General features: G+C 61.9%; 25 protein-coding genes. 22 read left to right on the forward strand and 3 right to left on the reverse strand.

Going from position 1 to position 22,926, the window contains the following annotated elements:
- The first annotated feature begins 3 nt into the window (after positions 1–3).
- The 10 genes from J3P81_RS07765 (at position 4) to J3P81_RS07810 (ending at position 9,046) form a co-directional block, all read left to right on the forward strand.
- On the forward strand, positions 4–375 hold the full coding sequence (locus tag J3P81_RS07765) for a chemotaxis response regulator CheY (RefSeq protein WP_003183998.1): 372 nt from the start codon (positions 4–6) through the stop codon (positions 373–375).
- Between the two features lie 18 nt (positions 376–393).
- Entirely contained in the window at positions 394–1,179 is a 786-nt protein-coding gene (locus J3P81_RS07770; protein WP_420767365.1) for a protein phosphatase CheZ, read from the forward strand.
- A gap of 30 nt (positions 1,180–1,209) precedes the next feature.
- Complete coding sequence (locus J3P81_RS07775) at positions 1,210–3,459, forward strand: chemotaxis protein CheA (RefSeq protein ID WP_434563018.1); 2,250 nt, start codon at positions 1,210–1,212, stop codon at positions 3,457–3,459.
- Positions 3,460–3,507: 48 nt separating this feature from the next.
- Positions 3,508–4,641 (forward strand): protein-glutamate methylesterase/protein-glutamine glutaminase, encoded by a 1,134-nt coding sequence (locus tag J3P81_RS07780; RefSeq protein WP_434563020.1) that lies wholly within the window; start codon positions 3,508–3,510, stop codon positions 4,639–4,641.
- Positions 4,641–5,381 (forward strand): flagellar motor protein, encoded by a 741-nt coding sequence (locus tag J3P81_RS07785; protein ID WP_305499634.1) that lies wholly within the window; start codon positions 4,641–4,643, stop codon positions 5,379–5,381. The genes J3P81_RS07780 and J3P81_RS07785 overlap by 1 nt, the downstream gene beginning before the upstream one ends.
- A 15-nt stretch (positions 5,382–5,396) precedes the next feature.
- Entirely contained in the window at positions 5,397–6,281 is an 885-nt protein-coding gene (gene motD / locus J3P81_RS07790) for a flagellar motor protein MotD (protein ID WP_420767362.1), read from the forward strand.
- A 49-nt stretch (positions 6,282–6,330) separates the two neighbouring features.
- Entirely contained in the window at positions 6,331–7,122 is a 792-nt protein-coding gene (locus tag J3P81_RS07795; RefSeq protein WP_420767361.1) for a ParA family protein, read from the forward strand.
- A 96-nt stretch (positions 7,123–7,218) separates the two neighbouring features.
- Complete coding sequence (locus J3P81_RS07800; protein WP_420767360.1) at positions 7,219–8,091, forward strand: CheW domain-containing protein; 873 nt, start codon at positions 7,219–7,221, stop codon at positions 8,089–8,091.
- Between the two features lie 72 nt (positions 8,092–8,163).
- The gene (locus tag J3P81_RS07805; RefSeq protein ID WP_024778681.1) at positions 8,164–8,649 is read left to right on the forward strand and encodes a chemotaxis protein CheW; all 486 of its coding nucleotides are present in this window, start codon (positions 8,164–8,166) and stop codon (positions 8,647–8,649) included.
- A gap of 1 nt (position 8,650) precedes the next feature.
- On the forward strand, positions 8,651–9,046 hold the full coding sequence (locus J3P81_RS07810; RefSeq protein ID WP_420767359.1) for a DUF2802 domain-containing protein: 396 nt from the start codon (positions 8,651–8,653) through the stop codon (positions 9,044–9,046).
- 541 nt (positions 9,047–9,587) lie between these two features.
- On the opposite strand, the gene J3P81_RS07815 is transcribed toward J3P81_RS07810, so the two are convergent.
- Positions 9,588–9,917 carry an EscU/YscU/HrcU family type III secretion system export apparatus switch protein gene (locus tag J3P81_RS07815; RefSeq protein WP_434563022.1) on the reverse strand — a complete coding sequence of 110 codons (330 nt, stop codon included), beginning with the start codon at positions 9,915–9,917 and terminating at the stop codon, positions 9,588–9,590.
- Positions 9,914–11,485 carry a flagellar hook-length control protein FliK gene (locus tag J3P81_RS07820; protein ID WP_434563024.1) on the reverse strand — a complete coding sequence of 524 codons (1,572 nt, stop codon included), beginning with the start codon at positions 11,483–11,485 and terminating at the stop codon, positions 9,914–9,916. The genes J3P81_RS07815 and J3P81_RS07820 overlap by 4 nt, the downstream gene beginning before the upstream one ends.
- Positions 11,486–11,682: 197 nt before the next feature.
- Between J3P81_RS07820 and ccmA the strand changes: the two genes are divergently transcribed.
- The 12 genes from ccmA (at position 11,683) to J3P81_RS07880 (ending at position 22,464) form a co-directional block, all read left to right on the forward strand.
- Complete coding sequence (ccmA, locus tag J3P81_RS07825) at positions 11,683–12,318, forward strand: cytochrome c biogenesis heme-transporting ATPase CcmA (protein ID WP_434563026.1); 636 nt, start codon at positions 11,683–11,685, stop codon at positions 12,316–12,318.
- Positions 12,315–12,983 (forward strand): heme exporter protein CcmB, encoded by a 669-nt coding sequence (gene ccmB, locus J3P81_RS07830; protein WP_420767900.1) that lies wholly within the window; start codon positions 12,315–12,317, stop codon positions 12,981–12,983. Before ccmA ends, ccmB begins: the two co-directional genes overlap by 4 nt.
- A 94-nt stretch (positions 12,984–13,077) precedes the next feature.
- Positions 13,078–13,833, forward strand: coding sequence for a heme ABC transporter permease (locus J3P81_RS07835; protein ID WP_420767899.1), 756 nt, complete (start codon positions 13,078–13,080; stop codon positions 13,831–13,833).
- Positions 13,830–14,006 (forward strand): heme exporter protein CcmD, encoded by a 177-nt coding sequence (ccmD, locus tag J3P81_RS07840; RefSeq protein ID WP_007939192.1) that lies wholly within the window; start codon positions 13,830–13,832, stop codon positions 14,004–14,006. The genes J3P81_RS07835 and ccmD overlap by 4 nt, the downstream gene beginning before the upstream one ends.
- A complete protein-coding gene (gene ccmE / locus J3P81_RS07845; RefSeq protein WP_434563028.1) occupies positions 14,003–14,458 on the forward strand; it encodes a cytochrome c maturation protein CcmE in 456 nt (151 codons plus the stop codon). The genes ccmD and ccmE overlap by 4 nt, the downstream gene beginning before the upstream one ends.
- Positions 14,459–14,462: 4 nt before the next feature.
- Positions 14,463–16,451, forward strand: a complete 1,989-nt coding sequence (locus J3P81_RS07850; protein ID WP_434563030.1) for a heme lyase CcmF/NrfE family subunit — start codon at positions 14,463–14,465, stop codon at positions 16,449–16,451.
- Complete coding sequence (locus J3P81_RS07855; RefSeq protein WP_420767896.1) at positions 16,448–16,984, forward strand: DsbE family thiol:disulfide interchange protein; 537 nt, start codon at positions 16,448–16,450, stop codon at positions 16,982–16,984. The genes J3P81_RS07850 and J3P81_RS07855 overlap by 4 nt, the downstream gene beginning before the upstream one ends.
- On the forward strand, positions 16,981–17,454 hold the full coding sequence (locus tag J3P81_RS07860; RefSeq protein ID WP_420767895.1) for a cytochrome c-type biogenesis protein: 474 nt from the start codon (positions 16,981–16,983) through the stop codon (positions 17,452–17,454). Before J3P81_RS07855 ends, J3P81_RS07860 begins: the two co-directional genes overlap by 4 nt.
- Positions 17,447–18,649: a c-type cytochrome biogenesis protein CcmI gene (gene ccmI / locus J3P81_RS07865; RefSeq protein WP_434563032.1), complete on the forward strand. Its 1,203-nt coding sequence runs from the start codon at positions 17,447–17,449 to the stop codon at positions 18,647–18,649. The genes J3P81_RS07860 and ccmI overlap by 8 nt, the downstream gene beginning before the upstream one ends.
- A 14-nt stretch (positions 18,650–18,663) precedes the next feature.
- Entirely contained in the window at positions 18,664–19,071 is a 408-nt protein-coding gene (locus J3P81_RS07870; protein ID WP_434563034.1) for a hypothetical protein, read from the forward strand.
- 151 nt (positions 19,072–19,222) lie between these two features.
- On the forward strand, positions 19,223–20,098 hold the full coding sequence (speE, locus tag J3P81_RS07875) for a polyamine aminopropyltransferase (RefSeq protein ID WP_434563036.1): 876 nt from the start codon (positions 19,223–19,225) through the stop codon (positions 20,096–20,098).
- A gap of 272 nt (positions 20,099–20,370) precedes the next feature.
- Entirely contained in the window at positions 20,371–22,464 is a 2,094-nt protein-coding gene (locus tag J3P81_RS07880) for an LTA synthase family protein (RefSeq protein WP_420767891.1), read from the forward strand.
- A 55-nt stretch (positions 22,465–22,519) separates the two neighbouring features.
- On the opposite strand, the gene J3P81_RS07885 is transcribed toward J3P81_RS07880, so the two are convergent.
- The gene (locus J3P81_RS07885; RefSeq protein WP_018606531.1) at positions 22,520–22,672 is read right to left on the reverse strand and encodes a DUF3309 family protein; all 153 of its coding nucleotides are present in this window, start codon (positions 22,670–22,672) and stop codon (positions 22,520–22,522) included.
- Positions 22,673–22,926: the final 254 nt, after the last annotated feature.

The following is a 22,926-nucleotide window of genomic DNA, read 5'->3' on the forward strand; positions in this document are numbered from 1 at the left end:
AACATGAAAATCCTCATCGTTGATGACTTCTCAACGATGCGGCGGATCATAAAAAACCTGTTGCGTGACCTCGGGTTCACCAACACGGTCGAGGCCGACGATGGCACAACCGCCATTCCGGTCCTCAACAGCGGGAGCATCGACTTTCTGGTGACTGACTGGAACATGCCTGGCATGACCGGTATCGACTTGCTGCGCCACGTGCGCGCCGACGAAAAACTCAAGCACCTCCCGGTGCTGATGGTCACTGCCGAAGCCAAGCGCGAGCAGATCATCGAAGCGGCCCAGGCCGGTGTGAACGGCTATGTGGTCAAACCCTTCACGGCCCAGGCGTTGAAAGAGAAGATCGAAAAAATCTTCGAACGCATCGGTTAACGGCGCCACGGGGGAGCTATGGACAACGAATCTTCAATGGGCGATTTCGAATCGACCCTGAAAAAACATGCCCGCGAACTGGTAGACAGCCTTGAAAAGGGCCGCTTCGGCGATGCGGTTCAAATGATTCATGAGCTCAACCAGACCCGTGATCGCGGTCTGTACCAGGAAGTCGGCAAGCTCACCCGTGAACTGCACAGCGCGATCGTCAATTTCCAGATCGATCCGAACATGCCGCAGGCCGAGGAAGTCTCGCAGATCACCGACGCCACCGAGCGCCTGGGTTATGTGGTCAAGCTGACCGAAGCCGCAGCGAACCGCACCATGGACCTGGTGGAAAGCGCAACGCCCCTGGTCAACGGCCTGAGCGAGGAAGCCCAGGCGTTGAGCACCGATTGGGGACGGTTCATGCGTCGCGAAGTCGGCGCCGAGGAGTTCCGGGAGCTGGCCCGTCGGGTCGACGGTTTCCTGGCGCGCAGCAGCGCCGAGAATCGCGCCGTGGCCAGCAACCTCAACGACATTCTGCTGGCCCAGGACTATCAAGACCTGACCGGCCAGGTGATCAAGCGTGTGACCCAACTGGTCACCGAAGTGGAAAGCAACCTGCTCAAACTGGTGTTGATGGCTAGCCAGGTCGACCGCTTTGCAGGTATCGAACACGACCGTGAAGCGATGCTTGCCGAAAAAGATCCACAAAAACATCTCTCTCAGGGTGAAGGTCCGCAGATTCATGCCGATAAAAGAGAAGACGTTGTGTCCGGTCAGGACGATGTGGACGATTTGCTGTCCAGCCTTGGATTCTAAGTTTTAGCCCTATTTTAGGAGCAGCCATTAATGAGCTTCGGCGCCGATGAAGAGATCCTTCAGGATTTCCTGGTTGAGGCCGGCGAGATTCTAGAGCAACTATCCGAACAGCTGGTCGAGCTGGAAAGCCGACCTGATGATGCGGATCTGCTCAATGCAATTTTTCGCGGTTTCCACACTGTAAAAGGAGGCGCCGGCTTCCTCCAGCTCAATGAGCTGGTGGAGTGCTGCCACATTGCCGAGAACGTGTTCGACATCCTGCGCAAGGGTGAGCGTCGCGTCGACTCGGAACTGATGGACGTGGTGCTCGAGGCCCTGGATGCGGTCAACAGCATGTTCAGCGAAGTGCGCGAGCGCTCGCCGATCACCCCGGCCACCCCCGAGCTGCTCGCCGCGCTGTCGCGCCTGGCCGAGCCGCAGTCGGCTGACGAAGCCATGCCCGTTGCCGAGCCTGTGGTCGAAGAACCGGTTGCGCAAGAATCGGGCGACATCACCGATCATGAATTCGAATCGCTGCTGGATTCGCTGAACGCCGTCAAGGCCGAAGCCGAGGCTCCGGCCGCGCCCGCTGCGCCCGCCGCCGATGCCGCTGCCAGCGATGAAATTACCGACGATGAGTTCGAATCGCTGCTCGACCAACTGCATGGCAAGGGCCAGTTCGCCCCCGATGCGGTCGTAGCGCCGGCGGCCCCGGCTGCGCCAAAGGCAGCGGGGGATGACTCCGACATTACCGACGACGAATTCGAAGCCTTGCTCGACCAGTTGCATGGCAAGGGCAACTTTGCCGTCGACGCGTTGGATTCGGCCATCGCTTCGGCGCCGACCCCGGCCAAACCAGTGGCAGCGGCAGCCGGAAGCGACTTGATCAGCGACCACGAATTCGAATCGCTGCTCGACGAGCTGCATGGCAAGGGCAAGTTCAGCGAAGTCGGCACGGCCGCCGCCGCGCCTGCCGCTGCCGCCACGGCTGCACCCGCCGCCAAGGCCGCGCCGAAGCCGGCCGCCAAGGCGCCGGAACCGAAAGCCGAAACCCCGAAGCCTGCCGCCGCAGCGGCGCCAGCCCCGGCTCGCGCGCCTTCCGCCGCGCCCGCCGAAAAACCGGCGAGCGAAGCCGAGACCACCGTTCGCGTCGACACCGCGCGGCTGGATGAGATCATGAACATGGTCGGCGAACTGGTGCTGGTGCGTAACCGGCTGGTGCGCCTGGGCCTCAACAGCCAGGACGAAGCCATGTCCAAGGCCGTGTCGAACCTCGACGTGGTCACGGCTGACCTGCAAACCGCGGTCATGAAGACCCGGATGCAGCCGATCAAGAAAGTCTTCGGGCGCTTCCCGCGCCTGGTTCGCGACCTGGCTCGCCAGCTCAAGAAAGAAATCAACCTGGAACTGGTGGGTGAAGAGACCGACCTCGACAAGAACCTTGTCGAGGCCCTGGCCGACCCGCTGGTCCACTTGGTGCGCAACGCGGTCGACCACGGCATCGAGTCGCCGGAAGAGCGCGAAGCGTCAGGCAAGGTCCGCAGCGGCAAGGTGATCCTGGCCGCCGAGCAGGAAGGCGACCATATCCTGCTGTCGATCTCCGACGACGGAAAGGGCATGGACCCGAACGTGCTCCGTTCCATTGCCGTGAAACGCGGTGTGATGGACAAGGACGCGGCCGATCGCCTGAGCGACACCGAGTGCTACAACCTGATCTTCGCCCCGGGCTTCTCGACCAAGACCGAGATTTCCGATGTGTCGGGTCGTGGCGTGGGCATGGACGTGGTGAAAACCAAGATTTCCCAGCTCAACGGTTCGATCAACATTTACTCGACCAAGGGCCAGGGCTCGAAGATCGTCATCAAGGTCCCGTTGACCTTGGCGATCATGCCGACCCTGATGGTGATGCTGGGCAACCAGGCGTTCGCCTTCCCGCTGGTCAACGTCAACGAGATTTTCCACCTCGACCTGTCGCGCACCAACGTCGTCGATGGCCAGGAAGTGGTCATCGTACGGGACAAGGCACTGCCGCTGTTCTACCTCAAGCGCTGGCTGGTCAGCTCTGCCGCTCATGTGGAGCAGGGCGAAGGCCATGTGGTGATCCTTTCGGTGGGCACCCAGCGGATCGGCTTCGTCGTCGACCAGTTGGTGGGCCAGGAAGAAGTGGTCATCAAGCCGTTGGGCAAGATGCTCCAGGGCACCCCGGGCATGTCCGGCGCCACCATCACCGGCGACGGCCGCATCGCGTTGATCCTCGATGTGCCTAGCATGCTCAAGCGCTACGCCGCTCGGCGTATTTGATTCTGGAGGGGCGCGGCTCGACGCCGCGCCTTGTCTAACGGAGTGTTTATGGTAGTTAAAGTCCTGGTGGTGGACGATTCGGGGTTTTTCCGCCGCCGCGTCTCGGAAATTCTTTCAGCGGACACGAGCATTCAGGTCGTCGGTACGGCGACCAATGGCAAAGAGGCGATCGATCAGGCCCTGGCGCTCAAGCCGGACGTGATCACCATGGACTACGAGATGCCGATGATGGACGGCATCACGGCAGTGCGGCATATCATGCAACGCTGTCCGACCCCGGTTTTGATGTTCTCGTCCCTGACCCATGAAGGCGCCCGAGTCACCCTCGATGCGCTGGATGCCGGGGCGGTGGACTTCCTGCCAAAGAACTTTGAAGACATCTCGCGCAACCCGGACAAGGTCCGCCAGTTGCTATGTGAGAAGGTCCACAGTATTTCCCGCAGTAACCGCCGCGTCAGTGCCTACAGCGCACCGGCGTCAGTGCCGGCTGCTGCGCCAGCACCAACGCCTGCGCCTTCTGCGTCGAGCAGCTTCAGTTCGGCGCCGGTTCGCAGTGCTCCTGCGCCGGCGCCCGCTCGCCCGGCGCCGGCCAGCCCGTCGTCGCCAGCGCCCAAGCGCAAGGCCTACAAACTGGTCGCCATCGGCACATCCACGGGCGGCCCGGTTGCGCTGCAACGGGTCTTGACCCAGCTGCCAGCGAACTTCCCGGCCCCGATCGTGCTGATCCAACACATGCCCGCCGCATTCACCAAGGCGTTCGCCGAACGTTTGGACAAACTGTGCCGCATCAGCGTCAAGGAAGCCGAGGATGGCGACATCCTCCGTCCAGGCCTGGCGCTGCTGGCACCGGGTGGCAAGCAGATGATGATCGACGGCCGTGGCGCGGTGAAAATCCTGCCGGGCGATGAGCGCTTGAACTACAAGCCTTGCGTAGACATCACCTTCGGTTCCGCGGCGAAATCCTACGGCGATAAAGTTCTGGCGGTGGTGCTCACCGGCATGGGTGCCGATGGCCGCGAGGGCGCGCGCCTGCTCAAGCAGGGCGGCAGTGCGATCTGGGCCCAGGACGAGGCCAGTTGCGTGATCTACGGCATGCCCATGGCGATCGTCAAGGCCGACCTGGCTGATGCGGTCTACAGCCTGGACGACATGGGTAAACATCTGATCGAGGCGTGCCTGTAATGGATGTGCTCAGTCTGATCGGCATCATCATGGCGTTCGTCGCCATCATTGGTGGCAATTACCTGGAAGGCGGTCATCTCGGTGCGCTGGCCAACGGCCCGGCCGCGTTGATCGTGATCGGTGGCACTGTAGGCGCTGCGCTGTTGCAGTCGCCGATGAGCGCCTTCAAGCGCGCCATGCAGGTCCTTGTGTGGATTCTGTTTCCACCACGGGTCGACCTGGCCGGCGGCATCGACCGCGTGGTCAACTGGAGCCTGACCGCCCGCAAGGAAGGCCTGCTTGGGCTGGAAGGGGTGGCCGATGCCGAACCCGACAGCTACTCGCGCAAGGGCCTTCAATTGCTGGTGGACGGCGCCGAACCCGAAGCGATTCGCAGCATCCTGGAGGTGGATTTCTACACCCAGGAAAGCCGCGACATCGAAGCGGCCAAGGTGTTCGAGAGCATGGGGGGCTACGCGCCGACCATCGGTATCATCGGTGCTGTCATGGGTTTGATCCATGTGATGGGCAACCTGGCCGATCCGTCGCAACTGGGCAGCGGCATTGCCGTGGCATTCGTTGCCACCATCTACGGCGTGGCGAGCGCCAACCTGGTGCTGCTGCCGATCGCGGCCAAGCTCAAATCCATTGCGTTGCGCCAGTCGCGCTACCGCGAAATGCTGCTGGAAGGGATCCTGTCGATTGCCGAAGGCGAGAACCCGCGTTCCATCGAGTTGAAGCTCCAGGGCTTCATGGACTGATGGGGGAAATGGCAGATGGCGCGTCGCAGACATCGTGAAGAACACGTCAACCATGAACGCTGGCTGGTTTCCTATGCCGACTTCATCACGCTGCTGTTCGCCTTTTTTGTGGTCATGTATTCGATCTCTTCGGTGAACGAAGGCAAGTACAAGGTCATTTCCGAAGCGTTGATCGGCGTCTTTACCGATTCGGACCGCGCCCTCAAGCCGATCCCCATCGGCGAAGAGCGTCCGAAGACGACGACCCCGGCCAAGCCGCTGGTCAAGGACAGCGAACAGGTCGACGCCGGCATTGCCGGTGGCAGCGATCCGTTGAAGAGCATTGCCGATGACATCAGTTCGGCGTTCGGCGACCTGATCAGCTCCAACCAGATGACCGTGCGTGGCAACGAGTTGTGGGTCGAGATCGAACTCAACTCCAGCCTGCTGTTCGGCAGCGGCGACGCGATGCCCAGCGACATGGCGTTCAACATCATCGATAAAGTGGCGGCGATCCTGAGACCGTTCGACAACCCGATCCACGTCGAAGGTTTCACCGACGACCAGCCGATCCGCACCGCGCAGTACCCCACCAACTGGGAATTGTCGTCGGCCCGTTCGGCAAGCATCGTGCGCATGCTTGCCATGCAGGGTGTCAACCCGGGCCGCCTGGCGTCGGTGGGGTATGGCGAATTCCAGCCGGTGGCCAATAACGCCACGGCCGAGGGGCGCGCACGCAATCGACGGGTGGTGCTGGTGGTTTCGCGCAATCTCGATGTGCGTCGCAGCCTGACCGGTACCGGCACCGCCAATGCAAAGCCCGATGCGGCATTGAAGCGGGCTGGCACACAAACTGCACCGACCCCGGTCAAGTCGCCGGATAGACAGAACGCCGTCAATTCTCCGTCACCGGCTTTATAACCGAGCTATTTCTCGGTCGAGCCCGTCTCGACCGGGAGGAACGATCCGAATGAGAGTCTGGGCAGTCGCCAATCAAAAAGGTGGTGTGGGCAAAACCACATCCTCCATCGCTTTAGCCGGTTTGCTGGCCGAGGCCGGCAAGCGCGTGGTCATCGTCGATCTGGACCCCCATGGCTCGATGACCAGTTACTTCGGCTACGATCCCGATAGCCTGGAACACAGCAACTACGATTTGTTCCTGCACAAGGGCAGCGTGCCCGAAGGCTTGCCGGGGCAGTTGCTGCTGTCCACCAGCGACGAGCGGATCTCCTTGCTGCCGTCGAGCACCGCCCTGGCCACCTTGGAGCGCCAATCGCCCGGCCAGAGCGGCCTGGGCCTGGTGATCGCCAAGAGTCTGGCGCAGCTGTGGCAGGATTTCGATTACGCGATCATCGACAGCCCGCCGTTGCTGGGCCTGCTGATGGTCAATGCGTTGGCCGCCAGCCAGCAATTGGTCATTCCTGTGCAGACCGAACACCTCGCGGTGAAGGGCCTGGAGCGCATGGTCAACACCCTGGCGATGGTCAACCGTTCACGCAAGCAGTCGCTGGCATTCAACATCGTGCCGACCCTGTTCGACCGTCGTACCCAGGCGTCCCTCGGCACCTTGCGAGTGCTGCGCGACATGTACCCGGACGACATCTGGCAAGGCTACATCCCGGTGGACACCCGTTTGCGCGACGCCAGCCGCGCCGGCGTGACACCGTCGCAATTCGATGGCAAAAGCCGTGGTGTACTGGCCTATCGCGCGCTTCTCAAGCACCTGCTGGCCCAGCAGCTCGTTGCGCAGCAGGTGGCTTGAGTTGATGAAGTTCTCCTTAGACGTTGTGCTTGCTTGCGGGCGCTCAAGTCCTGCCGTATCCATGCCGATAACCTTTTCAAGTGGCGCACAGTTCCCATGAACCGCCCCATCAAGACAACTTCGCGTCCCCAATTGGCCCTGCAGTCCTATCTGGATGGGCTGTTGCAGGAAGCGACCGATGAATTGCCAGCGCAGCCGAGCGCGTTCCAGGCGTTGCCCGAGCCTGTCGAAGCCGAACCCGCGCTCGACGAGTTCCAGGCCGCCGTGCTCGAGGAGCAGGCCCGTGATGCACAGGCTTCAGCGGTTGTGACAGCGGTGGAAGCGCCGTTCGTCAAGCCGCAGTTGGCGGTGATGGAAGCACCCGCACCGATCCTGGCGCCGGTCTCCACCGTCGCGCCATTGTTGCAGGGGTTGGTGACGCCGGTAGTGGAAATCCACATGCCGCCGAGCAACACGCCGCCGCCGGCGCCGGGCGATGATCGCCCGGCGTGGGCCGCCGAGCCGTTCGAGTGCTTGTTGTTCGATGTGGCCGGTTTGACGCTGGCGGTGCCGCTGGTGTGCCTGGGATCGATCTACTCCCTGGCCGGGCAGGAATTGACGCCGTTGTTTGGCCAACCGGAGTGGTTCCTCGGAATCCTGCCGAGCCAGGCCGGCAACCTGAAAGTGCTGGACACCGCGCGCTGGGTCATGCCGGATCGTTATCGCGATGATTTTCGCCAGGGCCTGCAGTACGTGATTTCTGTGCAGGGCTACGAATGGGGATTGGCGGTGCATCAGGTCAGCCGTTCGCTGCGCCTGGACCCGAACGAGATCAAGTGGCGCAGCCATCGAGGGCAACGGCCATGGCTGGCCGGTACGGTGATCGAACACATGTGCGCCTTGCTGGACGTTTCCGAACTGGCGGAGCTGATCGCCAGCGGCGGGGCAAAACACCTGGACGGCGCCAAGCCGGTCCGGAAACCGAAATAAGACAACCGGCGGCGCAGGGCGACGCCGGACAGAACACACACCGCCACAGGCGGTTTTTCGAGGGGTCAGGGTATGAATGATAAGGCGTCGTCTCTCAAGGGTTCCGAAGATCCGATCTTGCAATGGGTGACTTTCAAGCTCGATAACGAAACCTACGGCATCAACGTGATGCGCGTGCAGGAAGTGCTGCGCTACACCGAGATCGCCCCGGTCCCGGGTGCGCCAAGCTACGTGCTGGGCATCATCAACCTGCGTGGTAACGTCGTGACCGTGATCGACACCCGTCAGCGTTTCGGCTTGAACTCCACCGAGGTCAACGACAACACCCGTATCGTGATCATCGAGGCGGACAAGCAAGTGGTCGGTATCCTGGTCGACAGCGTTGCTGAAGTGGTTTACTTGCGTCAGTCGGAAATCGAAACCGCGCCTAACGTCGGTAACGAGGAATCGGCCAAGTTCATCCAGGGCGTGTGCAACAAGAACAACGAGTTGCTGATCCTGGTCGAACTGGAAAAAATGATGAGCGAAGAAGAGTGGTCGGAACTGGAGAGTATCTGATTTGATTCTTGAGGTAGCAGTCATTGTCCTGTTCCTTTTCTGGGCAGGCACGCTGGCGATGTTTTTGTCTTACATACGTGGCCAGCGGGAAATCGCCGCTCAACAGGCCCAGGGCGATGCGCTGCGCGATCAGCGCATCCGGGACCTGGCCAAGCGTGTCGACGACTATCAGAACGGCACCGTGCGCATGGGCGAAGCGCTCCATGAGCTGCGTGCCGTCGTCGCGCCATTGCCGGACAAACTGGCGCAACTGGAACAGCGCGACCCCTCCAGCTTGTCCTTTGCCCAAGCCGCCCGGCTGGTCGGCATGGGCGCCAGCATCGACGAACTGACCCAGGCGTGCGGCCTGACCCAGGCCGAAGCCGAATTGATGAGCAAGTTGCACAAGGGCGGCTGATATCTATCTATCCCCAGGACCCATGTGGGAGCGAGCTTGCTCGCGATAGCGGTGTGACAGTCAGCAAATATGCTGAATGTATGACCGCCATCGCGAGCAGGCTCGCTCCCACAGGTTTTTCTGGCGTTCAGAAATAATCATTCCAGCCCGGTCCCCGTGGCGAGGGAGCTTGCTCCCGCTGGGTCGCGCAGCGGCCCCAAGTTTTTACGACTGCTTCGCAGCCGAGCGGGAGCAAGCTCCCTCGCCACGGGTAGCGTCGTCGCTGATCGCTGATCATTCCCGCGTTCCGTGACCTCTGTGTGGGAGCGAGCTTGCTCGCGATAGCGGTGTGACAGTCAGCAAATATGCTGAATGTATGACCGCCATCGCGAGCAGGCTCGCTCCCACAGGTTTTTCTGGCGTTCAGAAATAATCATTCCAGCCCGGTCCCCGTGGCGAGGGAGCGTGCTCCCGCTGTGTCGCGCAGCGGCCCCAGGTTTTTACGACTGCTTCGCAGCCGAGCGGGAGCAAGCTCCCTCGCCACGGGTAGCGCGTTCAGCGATTAGTAATCATCCCCACGCTCCGTCACGTCTTTCTCGCTGTTTTGCGCATGCGGGTCGAAGCCCTGGGGAAATTTGCCCTTCAGATTCCAGGCAAACGCAATGATCTCGGCAATCGTGCGGTACAACTCTTCCGGAATGCTGTCGCCCAGCTCCAGCCGTGCCAGCAACTTCACCAGTTCAGCATTTTCGTAGATCGGTACTTCGCTCTCGCGGGCGATGCGCAGGATTTCCTCGGCCAGGGCTTCGTCGCCCTTGGCGGTGAGGGTGGGGGCGTGGTGGCCGTCGTACTTGAGGGCGATGGCCTGGCGGGGTTCGGTGTGGGTTGTCATGCGGTTTCGTCCACCCAGCGTTGTTCCAGCCGGGTCTTGGGTCCTTGGGGCGGGGTGCCGAGGTGGCAGTCGAGGTCGCCGACATTCAACCCGCACGTCACAAGGCGCTCGCGCAATGCGGTCAGGTTCCTTTCGATCAGGCTCGCGGTGTACGCTCGTTCTGCCCACAGCTGACTGGAAAGGCTGCCACTGAGCAACTGGGCCTGGATCTGCAGCGGCCCCAGCGGTTCCATGTCGAAGGCCAGCTCGACCCGCCAGAGCTGCTGTTTCGGTTCGGTTTGTTCGCGGCGTTCGTCCGGTTGTTCCCGGGCGGCGGTTTCCTCGCGCTGGAACTTGACCTGCAACGGCACGATGTCCTGCAGGTTGCGCATCGGAATCTCCAGTTGCCAAGTGCTCATCAACCGGCCGTCATCGGTCAGCCCGGTTTGCTCCAGGCTGGACAGCTGATGGCTTTGCAGGCGTGACACGGCGGCGGCCGCCAGGCGCAGCAGATGCTCCAGGTCACCTTCTTCATCCTGACCTTTCAATAATCTGGCGGGCAGCGGAAAGCCGGTGGGTTGTGGCTTGGCGCTGACCTGGCCGAGCATCCCCAGGGCGCTGCGCACGAAGCTGGGCAATGCCTGGGCCAGGGTGTTGGCGGCGATGACCGCGGAGAGGTTGGTGGAAGCGGGCAGGGCGGGTGTCAGTTGGGCGATCAGTTTCAGCAGGTCGCCTTTCATGTCCGGGGCCAGGCTTGGCGGTTGGCCGGCCAGCAGCTTGCTTTCCAGGAACACGCCGCTGGCGACCATGGCTTGGGCCAGGCCCTTGGGTGTGCTCAGTTGTTGTACGTCCGGCAGGCCAGCCAGCAGGCGTGTCACCGCCGCGCGCAGTTCGGGGCCGGCGTCATCGCTGGCGGGAAGGTTTTGCAGGGCGGTGAGCAGGCTGTCCAGCGAGCCCTGGCGGCTCACTTGCGTCACCAATTGCTGGCTCACCGCCAATTGCTCCTGGCGATTGCTCAAGGGCACGAATTTCAATGTCTGAGCATCCTGTACCTGGGCGCTCAACAGCATGCCGATGCGCAGCGGCTGCGGGCTGTCGATGTCCAGGATGCTGCCGGCCTGCACGGTGTTGAGCAGGCTTACCAGCGAGCGATACACCGCCGGTTGCCCGGGCTGTTGCGGCAAGGCCTGGCTGGTCAGCACTTTGCCCTGCAACAAAGTGCCCACGGGCAATTGCGCGGTGTCGATCCGGGTCAGGGCGGCGACGCTGGAGGCGAGGGCCTGCTGCACGGTAATCGCCAGGTTGCTGGCCGAAGGCTGAGTCACGGCCAGGCTGGTGCCCTGGGGCAGCGGCTGGGTGCTGGTGGCTTGTACGGTGGCCTGCCGGCCGCTCTCCAGCGTGACCTTGAGCAGCAGTTGGAAAGCCTGGTCCGCCTGCTTGAGCGACAGCACCTCGGCCTTGGCGGTCTGGCCCGGACCGATCAATCCCTCGGCCGGTGCCAGCAGCTTGAGCAACTCGCCCGTGACCGCCGGCATACGTGTCGTTGCCGTGGGCTGGGGCAGCGGCGGGATGTTCATGTCGCCTGTCATCTGCGGTATTACCTTGGGGAAATCAGCGCTCTTGAGAGAAGAACTTCACATGTATAATGCCGCCCGCCTTCCAGAGAGTGGCAAAACCTTGCAATTGTTTGACGCAGCTCTGTGGATCGGGCCGTCAATGCATCTATGCTGCATCACTTTAACGGCTGCCGCACTGCCGACTTGAACCGTATAAGGCTCGTGATCCCTTGACCAGTCCTCTCCTGCAAACCGTCGGCCTCGCCTGTGAGCGAGATCTGCGACTGCTTTTCGAAAATCTCGAATTGAGACTCTCGCCTGGCGATATGGTACAGATCAGTGGCCCCAACGGCAGTGGCAAGACCAGCCTGTTGCGCCTGCTGGCCGGGTTGATGCAGCCCACCGCCGGCGAGATCCTGCTCAACGGCCAGCCGCTGCACAGCCAGCGTAGCGAACTGGCACGCAACCTGCTCTGGATCGGCCATGCCGCCGGCATCAAGGACCTGCTGACCCCCGAAGAGAACCTGAGTTGGCTCTGCGCGCTGCATCGTCCGGCTGGGCGCGAGGCGATCTGGCGGGCATTGGCGGCGGTGGGATTGAAAGGTTTCGAGGACGTTCCGAGCCATACCCTGTCGGCCGGCCAGCAGCGCCGCGTGGCCCTGGCCCGGCTGTACCTGGACAGCCCGCCACTGTGGATCCTCGACGAGCCGTTCACCGCTCTGGACAAGCAGGGCGTGGCGCAACTTGAAGAACACCTGGCCGGCCATTGCGAAAACGGCGGCATGGTGTTGCTGACCACGCACCACACCTTGGCCCGGATGCCCTCCGGTTATCGCAGCATCGACCTGGGGAACTGGGCGGTATGAGTGTCTTTGGCTTGTTGCTCGCCCGTGAGGCGCGCCTGTTGTTCCGTCGTCCGGCCGAACTGGCCAACCCGTTGGTATTCTTCGCAATCGTCATCGCCTTGTTCCCGCTTGCGGTCGGCCCGGAGACTCAATTGTTGCAAACGTTGTCGCCTGGACTGGTCTGGGTGGCAGCGCTTTTATCGGTCCTGCTCTCGCTGGACGGGCTTTTCCGCAGTGATTTCGAGGACGGATCCCTGGAACAGTGGGTCCTTTCGTCGCACCCCCTGGCCCTTCTGGTTTTGGCCAAGGTACTGGCACACTGGGTTTTTTCCGGCCTGGCGCTGGTGCTGCTCTCGCCGTTGATGGCGATGATGCTGGGCTTGCCCGCGGCCTGCATGCCGGTGCTGCTGTTGTCGCTGTTGCTGGGCACGCCGGTGCTGAGCCTGCTCGGCGCGGTAGGCGCGGCGCTGACTGTGGGGCTCAAGCGCGGAGGCTTGTTGCTGGCCCTGCTGATTCTGCCGCTGTACATACCGGTATTGATCCTTGGAAGTGGCGCCTTGCAAGCGGCACTGCAAGGCATGCCGGCGACCGGTTATCTGCTATGGCTTGGGAGCCTGACCGCCCTGGCGATAACCCTGACACCCTTTGCAATAGCCGCTGGCCTGAAGATCAGCGTCGGCGAATAATAATGAGGCCTGGTCAGGAGTTGACCACTTCCCAGGAAGTAAAGGCCGCCCCAGCGGTTCGCGATAGCGAGCCGCAACCGTGATGGAATCTGCAATGAACTGGACCTGGTTTCACAAGCTCGGCTCACCCAAGTGGTTCTACGGCATCAGTGGCAAAATGCTGCCCTGGTTGAGCATCGCCGCCCTGTTGCTGATCGGCATCGGCGTGGTCTGGGGCTTGGCGTTCGCGCCGCCGGACTATCAGCAAGGCAACAGCTTCCGCATTATCTATATCCATGTCCCGACGGCGATGCTGGCCCAGTCGATCTACGTGATGCTGGCGGTATGCGGCGTGGTCGGGCTGGTGTGGAAAATGAAGCTGGCCGACGTAGCCCTGCAATGCGCCGCGCCCATCGGCGCCTGGATGACCGCCGTGGCGCTGGTCACCGGGGCCATCTGGGGCAAGCCGACCTGGGGTTCGTGGTGGGTCTGGGATGCACGACTGACGTCGATGCTGATCCTGCTGTTCCTGTACTTCGGTCTTATTGCGCTGGGCAATGCCATCAGCAATCGTGACAGCGCCGCCAAGGCCTGCGCGGTGCTGGCGATCGTCGGGGTGATCAACATCCCGATCATCAAGTACTCGGTGGAGTGGTGGAACACCCTGCACCAGGGCGCGACCTTCACCCTCACTGAAAAACCGGCGATGCCGGTGGAGATGTGGCTGCCGCTGTTGCTGACCGCGCTGGGGTTCTATTGCTTCTTCGGCGCGGTGCTGCTGCTGCGCATGCGCCTGGAAGTGCTCAAGCGCGAGTCCCGGGCCAGCTGGGTGAAAGCCGAAGTACAGAACAGCCTGGAGGCCGCTCGATGAGTTTCGCGTCATTCGGCGATTTCCTCGCCATGGGCCATCACGGCTTGTATGTCTGGTCAGCCTACGGCATTTGCCTGGCGGTGCTGGCTCTCAACGTGGCGGCGCCGATCCTGGCCCGCAAGCGGTATCTGCAACAAGAGGCGCGTCGTCTGCGCCGGGAGAATGGTCAGTGAATCCGCTGCGCAAAAAACGTCTTGTCATCATTCTGGCGATCCTGGTCGGCGTCGGCGCGGCGGTCGGCCTGGCCCTGAGCGCCCTGCAGCAGAACATCAACCTGTTCTATACCCCGACGCAGATTGCCAGCGGAGAGGCGCCCAAGGACACTCGCATCCGCGCCGGCGGCATGGTGGAGCAGGGGTCGCTGGTGCGTTCCGGCGATTCGCTGGACGTGAGGTTCAACGTCACCGACTTCAACAAGACCGTGACCATCACCTACCGCGGCATTCTCCCTGACCTGTTCCGCGAAGGGCAGGGCATCGTCGCCCTGGGCAAGCTCAATGCAGACGGCGTGGTGGTGGCGGACGAAGTGCTGGCCAAGCACGACGAGAAGTACATGCCGCCGGAAGTGACCAAGGCCCTGAAAGACAGCGGCCAATCGGCGCCCGCGCCCGCGAAGGAGGGTTGATAAGATGACCACCGGTATCTTCATTCCCGAGCTGGGCCATCTGGCGATGATCCTGGCCCTGTGTTTCTCCCTGGTGCAGGCCGTGGTTCCATTGCTCGGCGCCTGGCGTGGTGACCGTCTGTGGATGAGCCTCGCCCAGCCAGCGGCATGGGGACAGTTCGCGTTCATGCTGTTTGCCTTCGCCTGCCTGACCTACGCGTTCATGGCCGACGACTTTTCCGTTGAGTACGTCGCCAGCAACTCCAACAGCGCCTTGCCCTGGTACTACAAGTTCAGCGCGGTGTGGGGCGCCCACGAAGGTTCGTTGTTGCTCTGGGCCTTGATCCTCGCCGGCTGGACCTTTGCCGTGTCGGTGTTCTCGCGGCAATTGCCCCAGGTGATGCTGGCCCGGGTATTGGCGGTGATGGGCATCATCAGCACCGGTTTCCTGCTGTTTTTGATCGTCACGTCCAACCCGTTCGAGCGCATCCTGCCCCAGGTGCCGACCGACGGTCGCGACCTGAACCCGTTGCTCCAGGACATAGGCCTGATTGTCCATCCGCCGATGCTGTACATGGGGTACGTCGGTTTTTCCGTGGCCTTCGCGTTTGCCATCGCCGCGTTGCTCGGTGGTCGGCTCGATGCCGCTTGGGCTCGCTGGTCGCGCCCATGGACCATTGTTGCCTGGGCTTTTCTCGGCATCGGCATCACCCTCGGCTCGTGGTGGGCCTACTATGAACTCGGCTGGGGCGGCTGGTGGTTCTGGGACCCGGTGGAAAACGCCTCGTTCATGCCATGGCTCGTCGGCACGGCCCTGATCCATTCCCTGGCGGTCACGGAAAAGCGCGGGGTATTCAAGAGCTGGACGGTCCTGCTGGCCATCGCGGCATTCTCCTTGAGCCTGCTGGGAACCTTCCTCGTGCGTTCCGGCGTGCTGACGTCGGTGCATGCCTTCGCCTCGGACCCGGAGCGTGGCGTGTTCATCCTGATGTTCCTGATGGTCGTGGTCGGCGGTTCGCTGACGCTGTTCGCCTTGCGCGCGCCGGTGGTCAAGAGCCAGGTCGGCTTCAACCTCTGGTCCCGGGAAACCCTGCTGTTGGGCAACAACCTGGTGCTGGTGGTGGCGGCGTCGATGATCCTGCTGGGCACGCTGTACCCGCTGGTGCTCGATGCGTTGTCCGGCGCCAAGCTGTCGGTTGGCCCGCCGTATTTCAACGCATTGTTCATACCGCTGATGGCGATCCTCATGTTGGTGATGGCCGTCGGCGTGCTGGTGCGCTGGAAAGACACGCCGGTCAAATGGCTGATGGGCATGCTGACACCGGTGCTGTTGGGCACGGCTGCCCTGGCCGTGGTGGCCGGGATCGCCTACGGCGACTTCAACTGGGCCGTGCTGGCGACCTTCGTCCTGGCCGCCTGGGTGTTGCTGGCCGGCGTTCGGGACGTCTTCGACAAGACCCGTCACAAAGGCCTGATCAAGGGCCTGCCGACCCTGACCCGCAGTTATTGGGGCATGCAACTCGCCCACCTGGGCATCGCCGTTTGCGCCCTGGGCGTGGTGCTGTCCAGCCAGAACAGTGCCGAACGTGACCTGCGACTGTCGCCAGGCGAATCCATGGACCTGGGTGGCTACCAGTTCGTCTTCGAGGGCGCCAAGCATATCGAGGGGCCTAACTTCACCTCCGACAAGGGCACCGTGCGGGTCCTTCGCAACGGCCAGGAAATTACCGTGCTGCACCCGGAGAAACGCCTCTACACCGTGCAGAACTCGGTGATGACCGAAGCCGGGATCGATGCTGGTTTCACCCGTGATCTCTATGTCGCGCTGGGCGAATCCCTGGGCGATGGCGCCTGGGCGGTGCGCGTCCACGTCAAGCCGTTCGTGCGCTGGATCTGGTTCGGTGGCTTGCTGACCGGCCTGGGCGGAGTCCTGGCGGCGCTGGATCGTCGTTATCGCGTCAAAGTGAAGACCCGGGTGCGTGAAGCGCTGGGCGTGACAGGAGCCACTGCATGAAACGTTGGTTGATGGTATTGCCGCTGGCGCTGTTCCTGATGGTTGCGGTGTTCCTCTACCGGGGGCTGTTCTTGAATCCGTCGGAGTTGCCCTCGGCGCTGATCGGCAAGCCGTTCCCGGAATTTTCCCTGCCCTCGGTACAAGGCGACAGGACCCTGACCCACGCCGACCTGCAGGGCAAGCCGGCGTTGGTCAACGTGTGGGGCACCTGGTGCATTTCCTGCCGGGTCGAGCATCCGGTGTTGAACAAGCTGGCCCAGAATGGCGTGGTGATCTACGGCGTCAATTACAAGGACGTCAATGCCGACGCCTTGAAATGGCTGGCTGAATTCCACAACCCATATCAGCTCGATATCCGCGACGAAGAGGGCACCCTCGGCCTGAACCTGGGTGTGTACGGCGCGCCGGAAACCTTCTTCATCGACGCCAAGGGCATCATCCGCGACAAGTTCGTCGGTGTGATCGACGAACAGGTCTGGCGCGAAAAACTGGCTGGCAAATACCAGGCCCTGGTGGATGAGGCCAAGCCATGAAGCGCTGGTTAGCCGCCGCTGTCCTCGGTTTGAGTCTGTCGGGTGTGGCCCATGCCGCCATCGATACCTATGAATTCGCCAATGACGCGGAGCGCGAGCGGTTTCGCGAGCTGACCAAGGAGTTGCGCTGCCCCAAATGTCAGAATCAGGACATCGCCGATTCCAACGCGCCGATCGCGACCGATTTGCGCAAGGAAATCTTCCGGATGCTCGGCGAGGGCAAGGACAACCAGCAAATCATCGATTTCATGGTGGATCGCTACGGTGAGTTCGTGCGCTACAACCCAGCCCTGTCTTCCAAGACCGCGCTGCTCTGGTTCGGCCCCGCCGGGCTGCTGCTGGGTGGTTTCGTGGTGATCGCGGTGATCGTGCGCCGCCGTCGGGTGCAGCGCAGCGCCGCCCCGGATACGCTTTCTGTCGAAGAGCGCCAGCGCCTCGACCAACTGTTGGATAAAACCAAGCATGATTGATTTCTGGCTCGCCGCAGGTCTGCTTCTCCTGGTCGCCCTGAGTTTTCTGTTGATCCCCGTGTTACGTGGCCGTCGCGCCCAATTGGAAGAAGATCGCACCGCGCTGAACGTGGCGCTGTATCAGGAGCGGGTTGCCGAACTGCAGGCCGAGCGGGAAGAGGGCGTGCTCAACGCGTCCCAACTGGACACCGGGCGCGCCGAGGCCGCCCGAGAATTGTTGGCTGATACCGAAGGCGCCGATGCGCCGCGTGAATCACGCCTGGGCAAGCCGTTGCCGCTTCTCGCCGCTGTGCTGGTGCCGGTGTTGGGCCTGGCGTTGTACCTGCATTTCGGTGCCATCGACAAAGTCGAACTGACCCGCGAATTCGCCCAGGCGCCGCAGTCCATGGAGGAGATGACCCTGCGCCTGGAGCGCGCGGTGGCGGCACAACCGGATTCCGCCGAGGGCTTGTATTTCCTCGGTCGGACCTACATGGCGCAGGATCGGCCGGCGGACGCGGCGAAGATTTTCGAACGCACCGTGGCGGTCGCGGGTCGCCAACCGGAGCTGTTGGGCCAATGGGCGCAGGCGCAGTACTTTGCCGATGGCAAGAAATGGTCGGATAAAGTCCAGGCCCTGACCGACGAAGCGCTGAAGCTCGACCCCAAGGAAGTGACCAGCCTTGGCCTGTTGGGCATCGCCGCGTTTGAAGGCGAGCGTTATCAGGAAGCGATCGATTATTGGGAACGCTTGCTGGCGCAATTGCCTGAAGGCGATAGATCCCGCGAAGCGTTGCAGGGCGGCATCACCCGGGCCACCGAGAAGCTCCAGGCCAGTGGGGGCAAGCTCGCCCAGGCGCCGACGGCCAAGGCCGTGGCACTGCTCAAGGTTCGCGTCGACCTGGCTCCGGCGCTCAAGGCGAAGGTGCAGCCGGGCGACAGCGTGTTCATTTTCGCCCGCGCCGTTTCCGGCCCGCCGGCGCCGCTGGCGGCCAAGCGCCTGACCGTCGCCGACCTGCCCGCCAGCGTCGAGTTGGGTGACGCGGACGCAATGATGCCGCAGCTGAAACTGTCGAACTTCCCCGAAGTCCAACTGGTGGCGCGTATATCCCGGGCCGGTCAACCGACCGCCGGCGAGTGGATCGGTCGCAGCCAGCCCTTGGCGAGCAATACCACCGCACCGCAGCAATTGACCATCGACAGTCCGGACCAATGACAGGAACTCGCCCCATGACCGCCATCGCTCGTATCACACTGCTCACGCTCGTCCTGGGCCTGAGCGCTTGTGCGGTCCAGCGTCCGCCCGAACCTTCGGCGCCGCTGCCGCCCATACCGCCGTCGACGCCGACCACCAAGCCAGCACCGTCGACCGCCCCCGGCAAACCGGTGACCCCGAACAAACCGGCCAAGCCAGTGCCGCGTACCTCCGCCAGTTTCGCGCCCCCACCCGGCGGCAACAGCCATTGGGATGCCAAGCTCGGGGTCTATGTGCTGGATGATCAGACCAATACCTTCTACCGCCAGCGCACCTACTATCGCTGGAACAATGGATGGAGCCGTTCCGTCAGCCCGAACGGGCCGTGGGAAGACACCACCATCGAAGGCGTGCCGGCTGGGCTCGGACGCAAATTCAACTAAAAAACCATGGGGAGGGAGCTTGCTCCCTCGCCACAAAGGCTGCGTTGTGTCGTCAGACAGTTGAAGGTTCGACCTGTCATCCCCAGCGTCGTAGAATGCGCGCCTTTGCGAGCCTCACTGGCCAACCGCGTATTTATCGGAGCACCTGACCATGACGACCACCCCGACCGGCGATTACCTTGAAACCCTCTACGAAGGCTATGGCCAGCGTTTTCGCATGGACAAGCTGCTGCATGAAGTGCGCACCGAGCACCAGCACCTGGTGATTTTCGAAAACCCGCGCATGGGCCGGGTCATGGCCCTGGATGGCGTGATCCAGACCACCGAAGCCGATGAATATATCTACCACGAGATGTTGACCCACGTGCCGATCCTGGCCCATGGCGCGGTCAAGCGCGTGCTGATCATCGGCGGTGGTGACGGCGGCATGCTGCGGGAAGTGACCAAGCATGTGGGCATCGAGCACATCACCATGGTGGAGATCGACGGCACGGTGGTGGACATGTGCAAGGAGTTTTTGCCGAACCATTCCAAGGGCGCCTATGACGACCCGCGCCTGAACCTGGTGATTGACGATGGCATGCGTTTCGTTGCCACGACCCAGGAAAAATTCGACGTCATCATTTCCGACTCCACCGACCCGATCGGTCCGGGCGAAGTACTGTTCTCGGAGAATTTCTACCAGGCATGCCACCGCTGCCTCAATGAAGGCGGGATCCTGGTCACTCAGAACGGCACGCCGTTCATGCAGTTGGGCGAAGTCCAGACCACCGCCGGGCGCTTGCACGGCCTGTTCGCCGACTGGCATTTCTACCAGGCCGCCGTGCCGACCTATATCGGCGGCGCCATGACCTTTGCCTGGGGTTCGACCAACGCCGCTTACCGCAAGCTCTCCCGCGAAACCCTGCGCGAGCGCTTTACCGGCAGCGGTATCGTGACGCGCTACTACAACCCCGAGATTCATATCGGTGCGTTCGCCATGCCGCAATACGTGCTGCAGGCGATCAACAAGCCGAGCAACGACTGACATCAGCGACAGTCTGCTCCTGTGGCGAGAGAGCAAGCTCCCTCGCCACTAGGCGCTGGCCCTTTTGTGTTGCCAAATATTCAATCAACGAAATTTTCACGAAACCTTGCAGACAATCCCACGCGCTTTTATTGCGGCGGTTATTAATGGCAATGCCATGACCGTTCGTGCAAGATTTGCGCTTTCGCGCAAGCCCCGGCCTTGAATGGCTCAACAGAGGGCGCGCTGTTGTTCCTACTTTCGACCCCACTTCCAATAGGTCCTAAAACGACATGGCAATCCCGGACGCCCTGAGTCAGCAGCGCACCACGCATCGCCTGCTGCAACCGACCGTCAAATCGCACCTGGCCTACACGCTGCTCTGTGCCCTGGTGATGATGATCATGCTCAGCCTGCTGCGCGTGGCGCTGCTGGTCTACAACCGCCAGATGATCCTCGATACCCCAGCCTCGACCTTCGTGGAAGCTTTTATCAATGGGCTGCGTTTCGACTTGCGCCTGGTCGTCTATCTCTGCATTCCGCTGCTGCTGGCATTGTTCAGCGCGCGGGCCATGGCGGCACGTGGATTCTTTCGTTTCTGGCTGACGGTCACCTCCAGCATCGCGCTGTTCCTGGGCTTGATGGAGATGGACTTCTACCGTGAGTTTCACCAGCGCCTCAACGGCCTGGTCTTCCAGTACGTGAAGGAAGACCCCAAAACCGTGGCGAGCATGCTCTGGTATGGTTTTCCCGTGGTTCGTTACCTGCTGGCCTGGGTGGGCGGCACCATCATCCTGAGCCTGGCGTTCAAGGGCGCCGATCGTGCCACACGGCCGCGTGGGCCTTTCAGTGGCGGCAGCATCGGCACGCGCCAGATCGCGCCGTGGTATGGCCGTGTCGCCGTGTTCCTGGTTTGCCTGCTGGTGGCCGTGGCCGCTGCGCGTGGCACCCTGCGCCAAGGGCCACCGCTGCGTTGGGGTGACGTCTACACCACTGATTCCAACTTCGCCAACCAGTTGGGTCTCAACGGCACGCTGTCGCTGGTGGCAGCGGCGAAGAGCCGGATGTCCGAAGACCGTGACAACATCTGGAAAGCCACTCTTGAGCAGCCGCTGGCGCAGCAGACCGTGCGCGACATGCTGGTGATGGCTGACGACAAGCTGGTGGACGCCGAGACGGCCGCCGTGCGTCGCGACTACACGCCGCCTGCCGACAAGACGCTGCCGATCAAGAACGTCGTCGTGATCCTGATGGAAAGCATGGCCGGTCATTCCGTGGGCGCCCTTGGCGCGCCGGGCAACATCACGCCTTACCTGGACAAGCTGTCCAAGGAGGGCCTGCTGTTCGACCGCTTCTTCTCCAATGGCACGCACACCCACCAAGGTATGTTCGCCACCATGGCCTGCTTCCCGAACCTGCCAGGTTTCGAATACCTGATGCAGACGCCGGAAGGCAGTCACAAGCTGTCGGGCTTGCCGCAGCTGCTCAGCGCCCGTGAATATGACGACGTGTATGTCTATAACGGCGACTTCGCCTGGGACAACCAGTCGGGCTTCTTCAGCAGCCAGGGCATGACCACGTTCATTGGCCGTAACGACTTCGTGAACCCAGTGTTCTCCGATCCGACCTGGGGCGTGTCGGACCAGGACATGTTCGACCGTGGCCTGATCGAGCTCAAGGCACGGGAGAATGGCAAGCCGTTCTATGCGTTGTTGCAAACCCTGTCCAACCACACGCCCTACGCGCTGCCAACGCCGTTGCCGGTGGAGCGCGTGACTGACCGTGGCAGCCTGAACGAACACCTGACCGCCATGCGTTACTCCGATTGGGCGCTGGGCCAGTTCTTCGAGAAGGCCCGCAAAGAGCCTTACTTCAAGGAAACCCTGTTCGTGGTGGTCGGCGACCATGGTTTCGGCAACGAGCGCCAGATCACCGAAATGGACCTGGGCCGCTTCAACGTGCCGATGCTGCTGATCGGACCGGGCGTGCAGGAGAAGTTTGGCCAGCGCAATCACACCGTGGGCACCCAGGTCGATATCGTCCCGACCATCATGGGCCGCCTCGGCGGGGAAGTGCGCAATCAATGTTGGGGCCGTGACCTGCTGAACCTGCCGCAAGGCGATACCGGTTTCGGCGTGATCAAGCCGTCCGGTAGCGAGCAGACCACGGCGATCATTCGCGACGACAAGATCCTGGTGCTGCCAAAAGAGAAAGAAATGGCGCCCAAGATGTATCGCTATGAACTCGGTGCGAACCCGCGGGCAGAAGTCATTCCGGATGCACCGGAAACTGCCGAGATGAAACTCAAGCTTGAATCGTTCCTGCAAACCGCGACAAAGAGTTTGTTGGATAACACCGCCGGCGTTATCGACGGCAAGCCGGACTGATAACCGGTGAATAAAAAAGAGGCCTTGAAGGCCTCTTTTTTTTGCGCTTGGGGATCTATATCTTGCCAAGTAACAGCAGGATCAACAGCACCACCAATACTACGCCGATGATACCGGACGGGCCGTAACCCCAACTTCTGGAGTGCGGGAAGACCGGAAGGCCACCGATCAGCAGGAGGATCAGGATGATGATAAGTATAGTGCCCATTGTTGATTTCCTTATTGGTCAGTTCTGGAGTGATGAAACTTTCAACTGCCAGCGCGCATGCATTAAATCCGGGCGGCTTATAAACTCCGACCGTAACGTCCTGTAAAAAATTCAAAGTTTTTTGTCGTCGCCATTGCGCGCGGGTTGACGCCATCTCTTGCCAAGGTTTCAACCCCATCAACTGTCATGGTTTGCCCTCGCCATTCAGCAAGATGATGGAACGTGGGTCGGGCCGGCTCCTTCGCTACACTCGG

This window comes from Pseudomonas sp. R1-6 (assembly GCF_051132115.1).
GTDB lineage: Bacteria > Pseudomonadota > Gammaproteobacteria > Pseudomonadales > Pseudomonadaceae > Aquipseudomonas.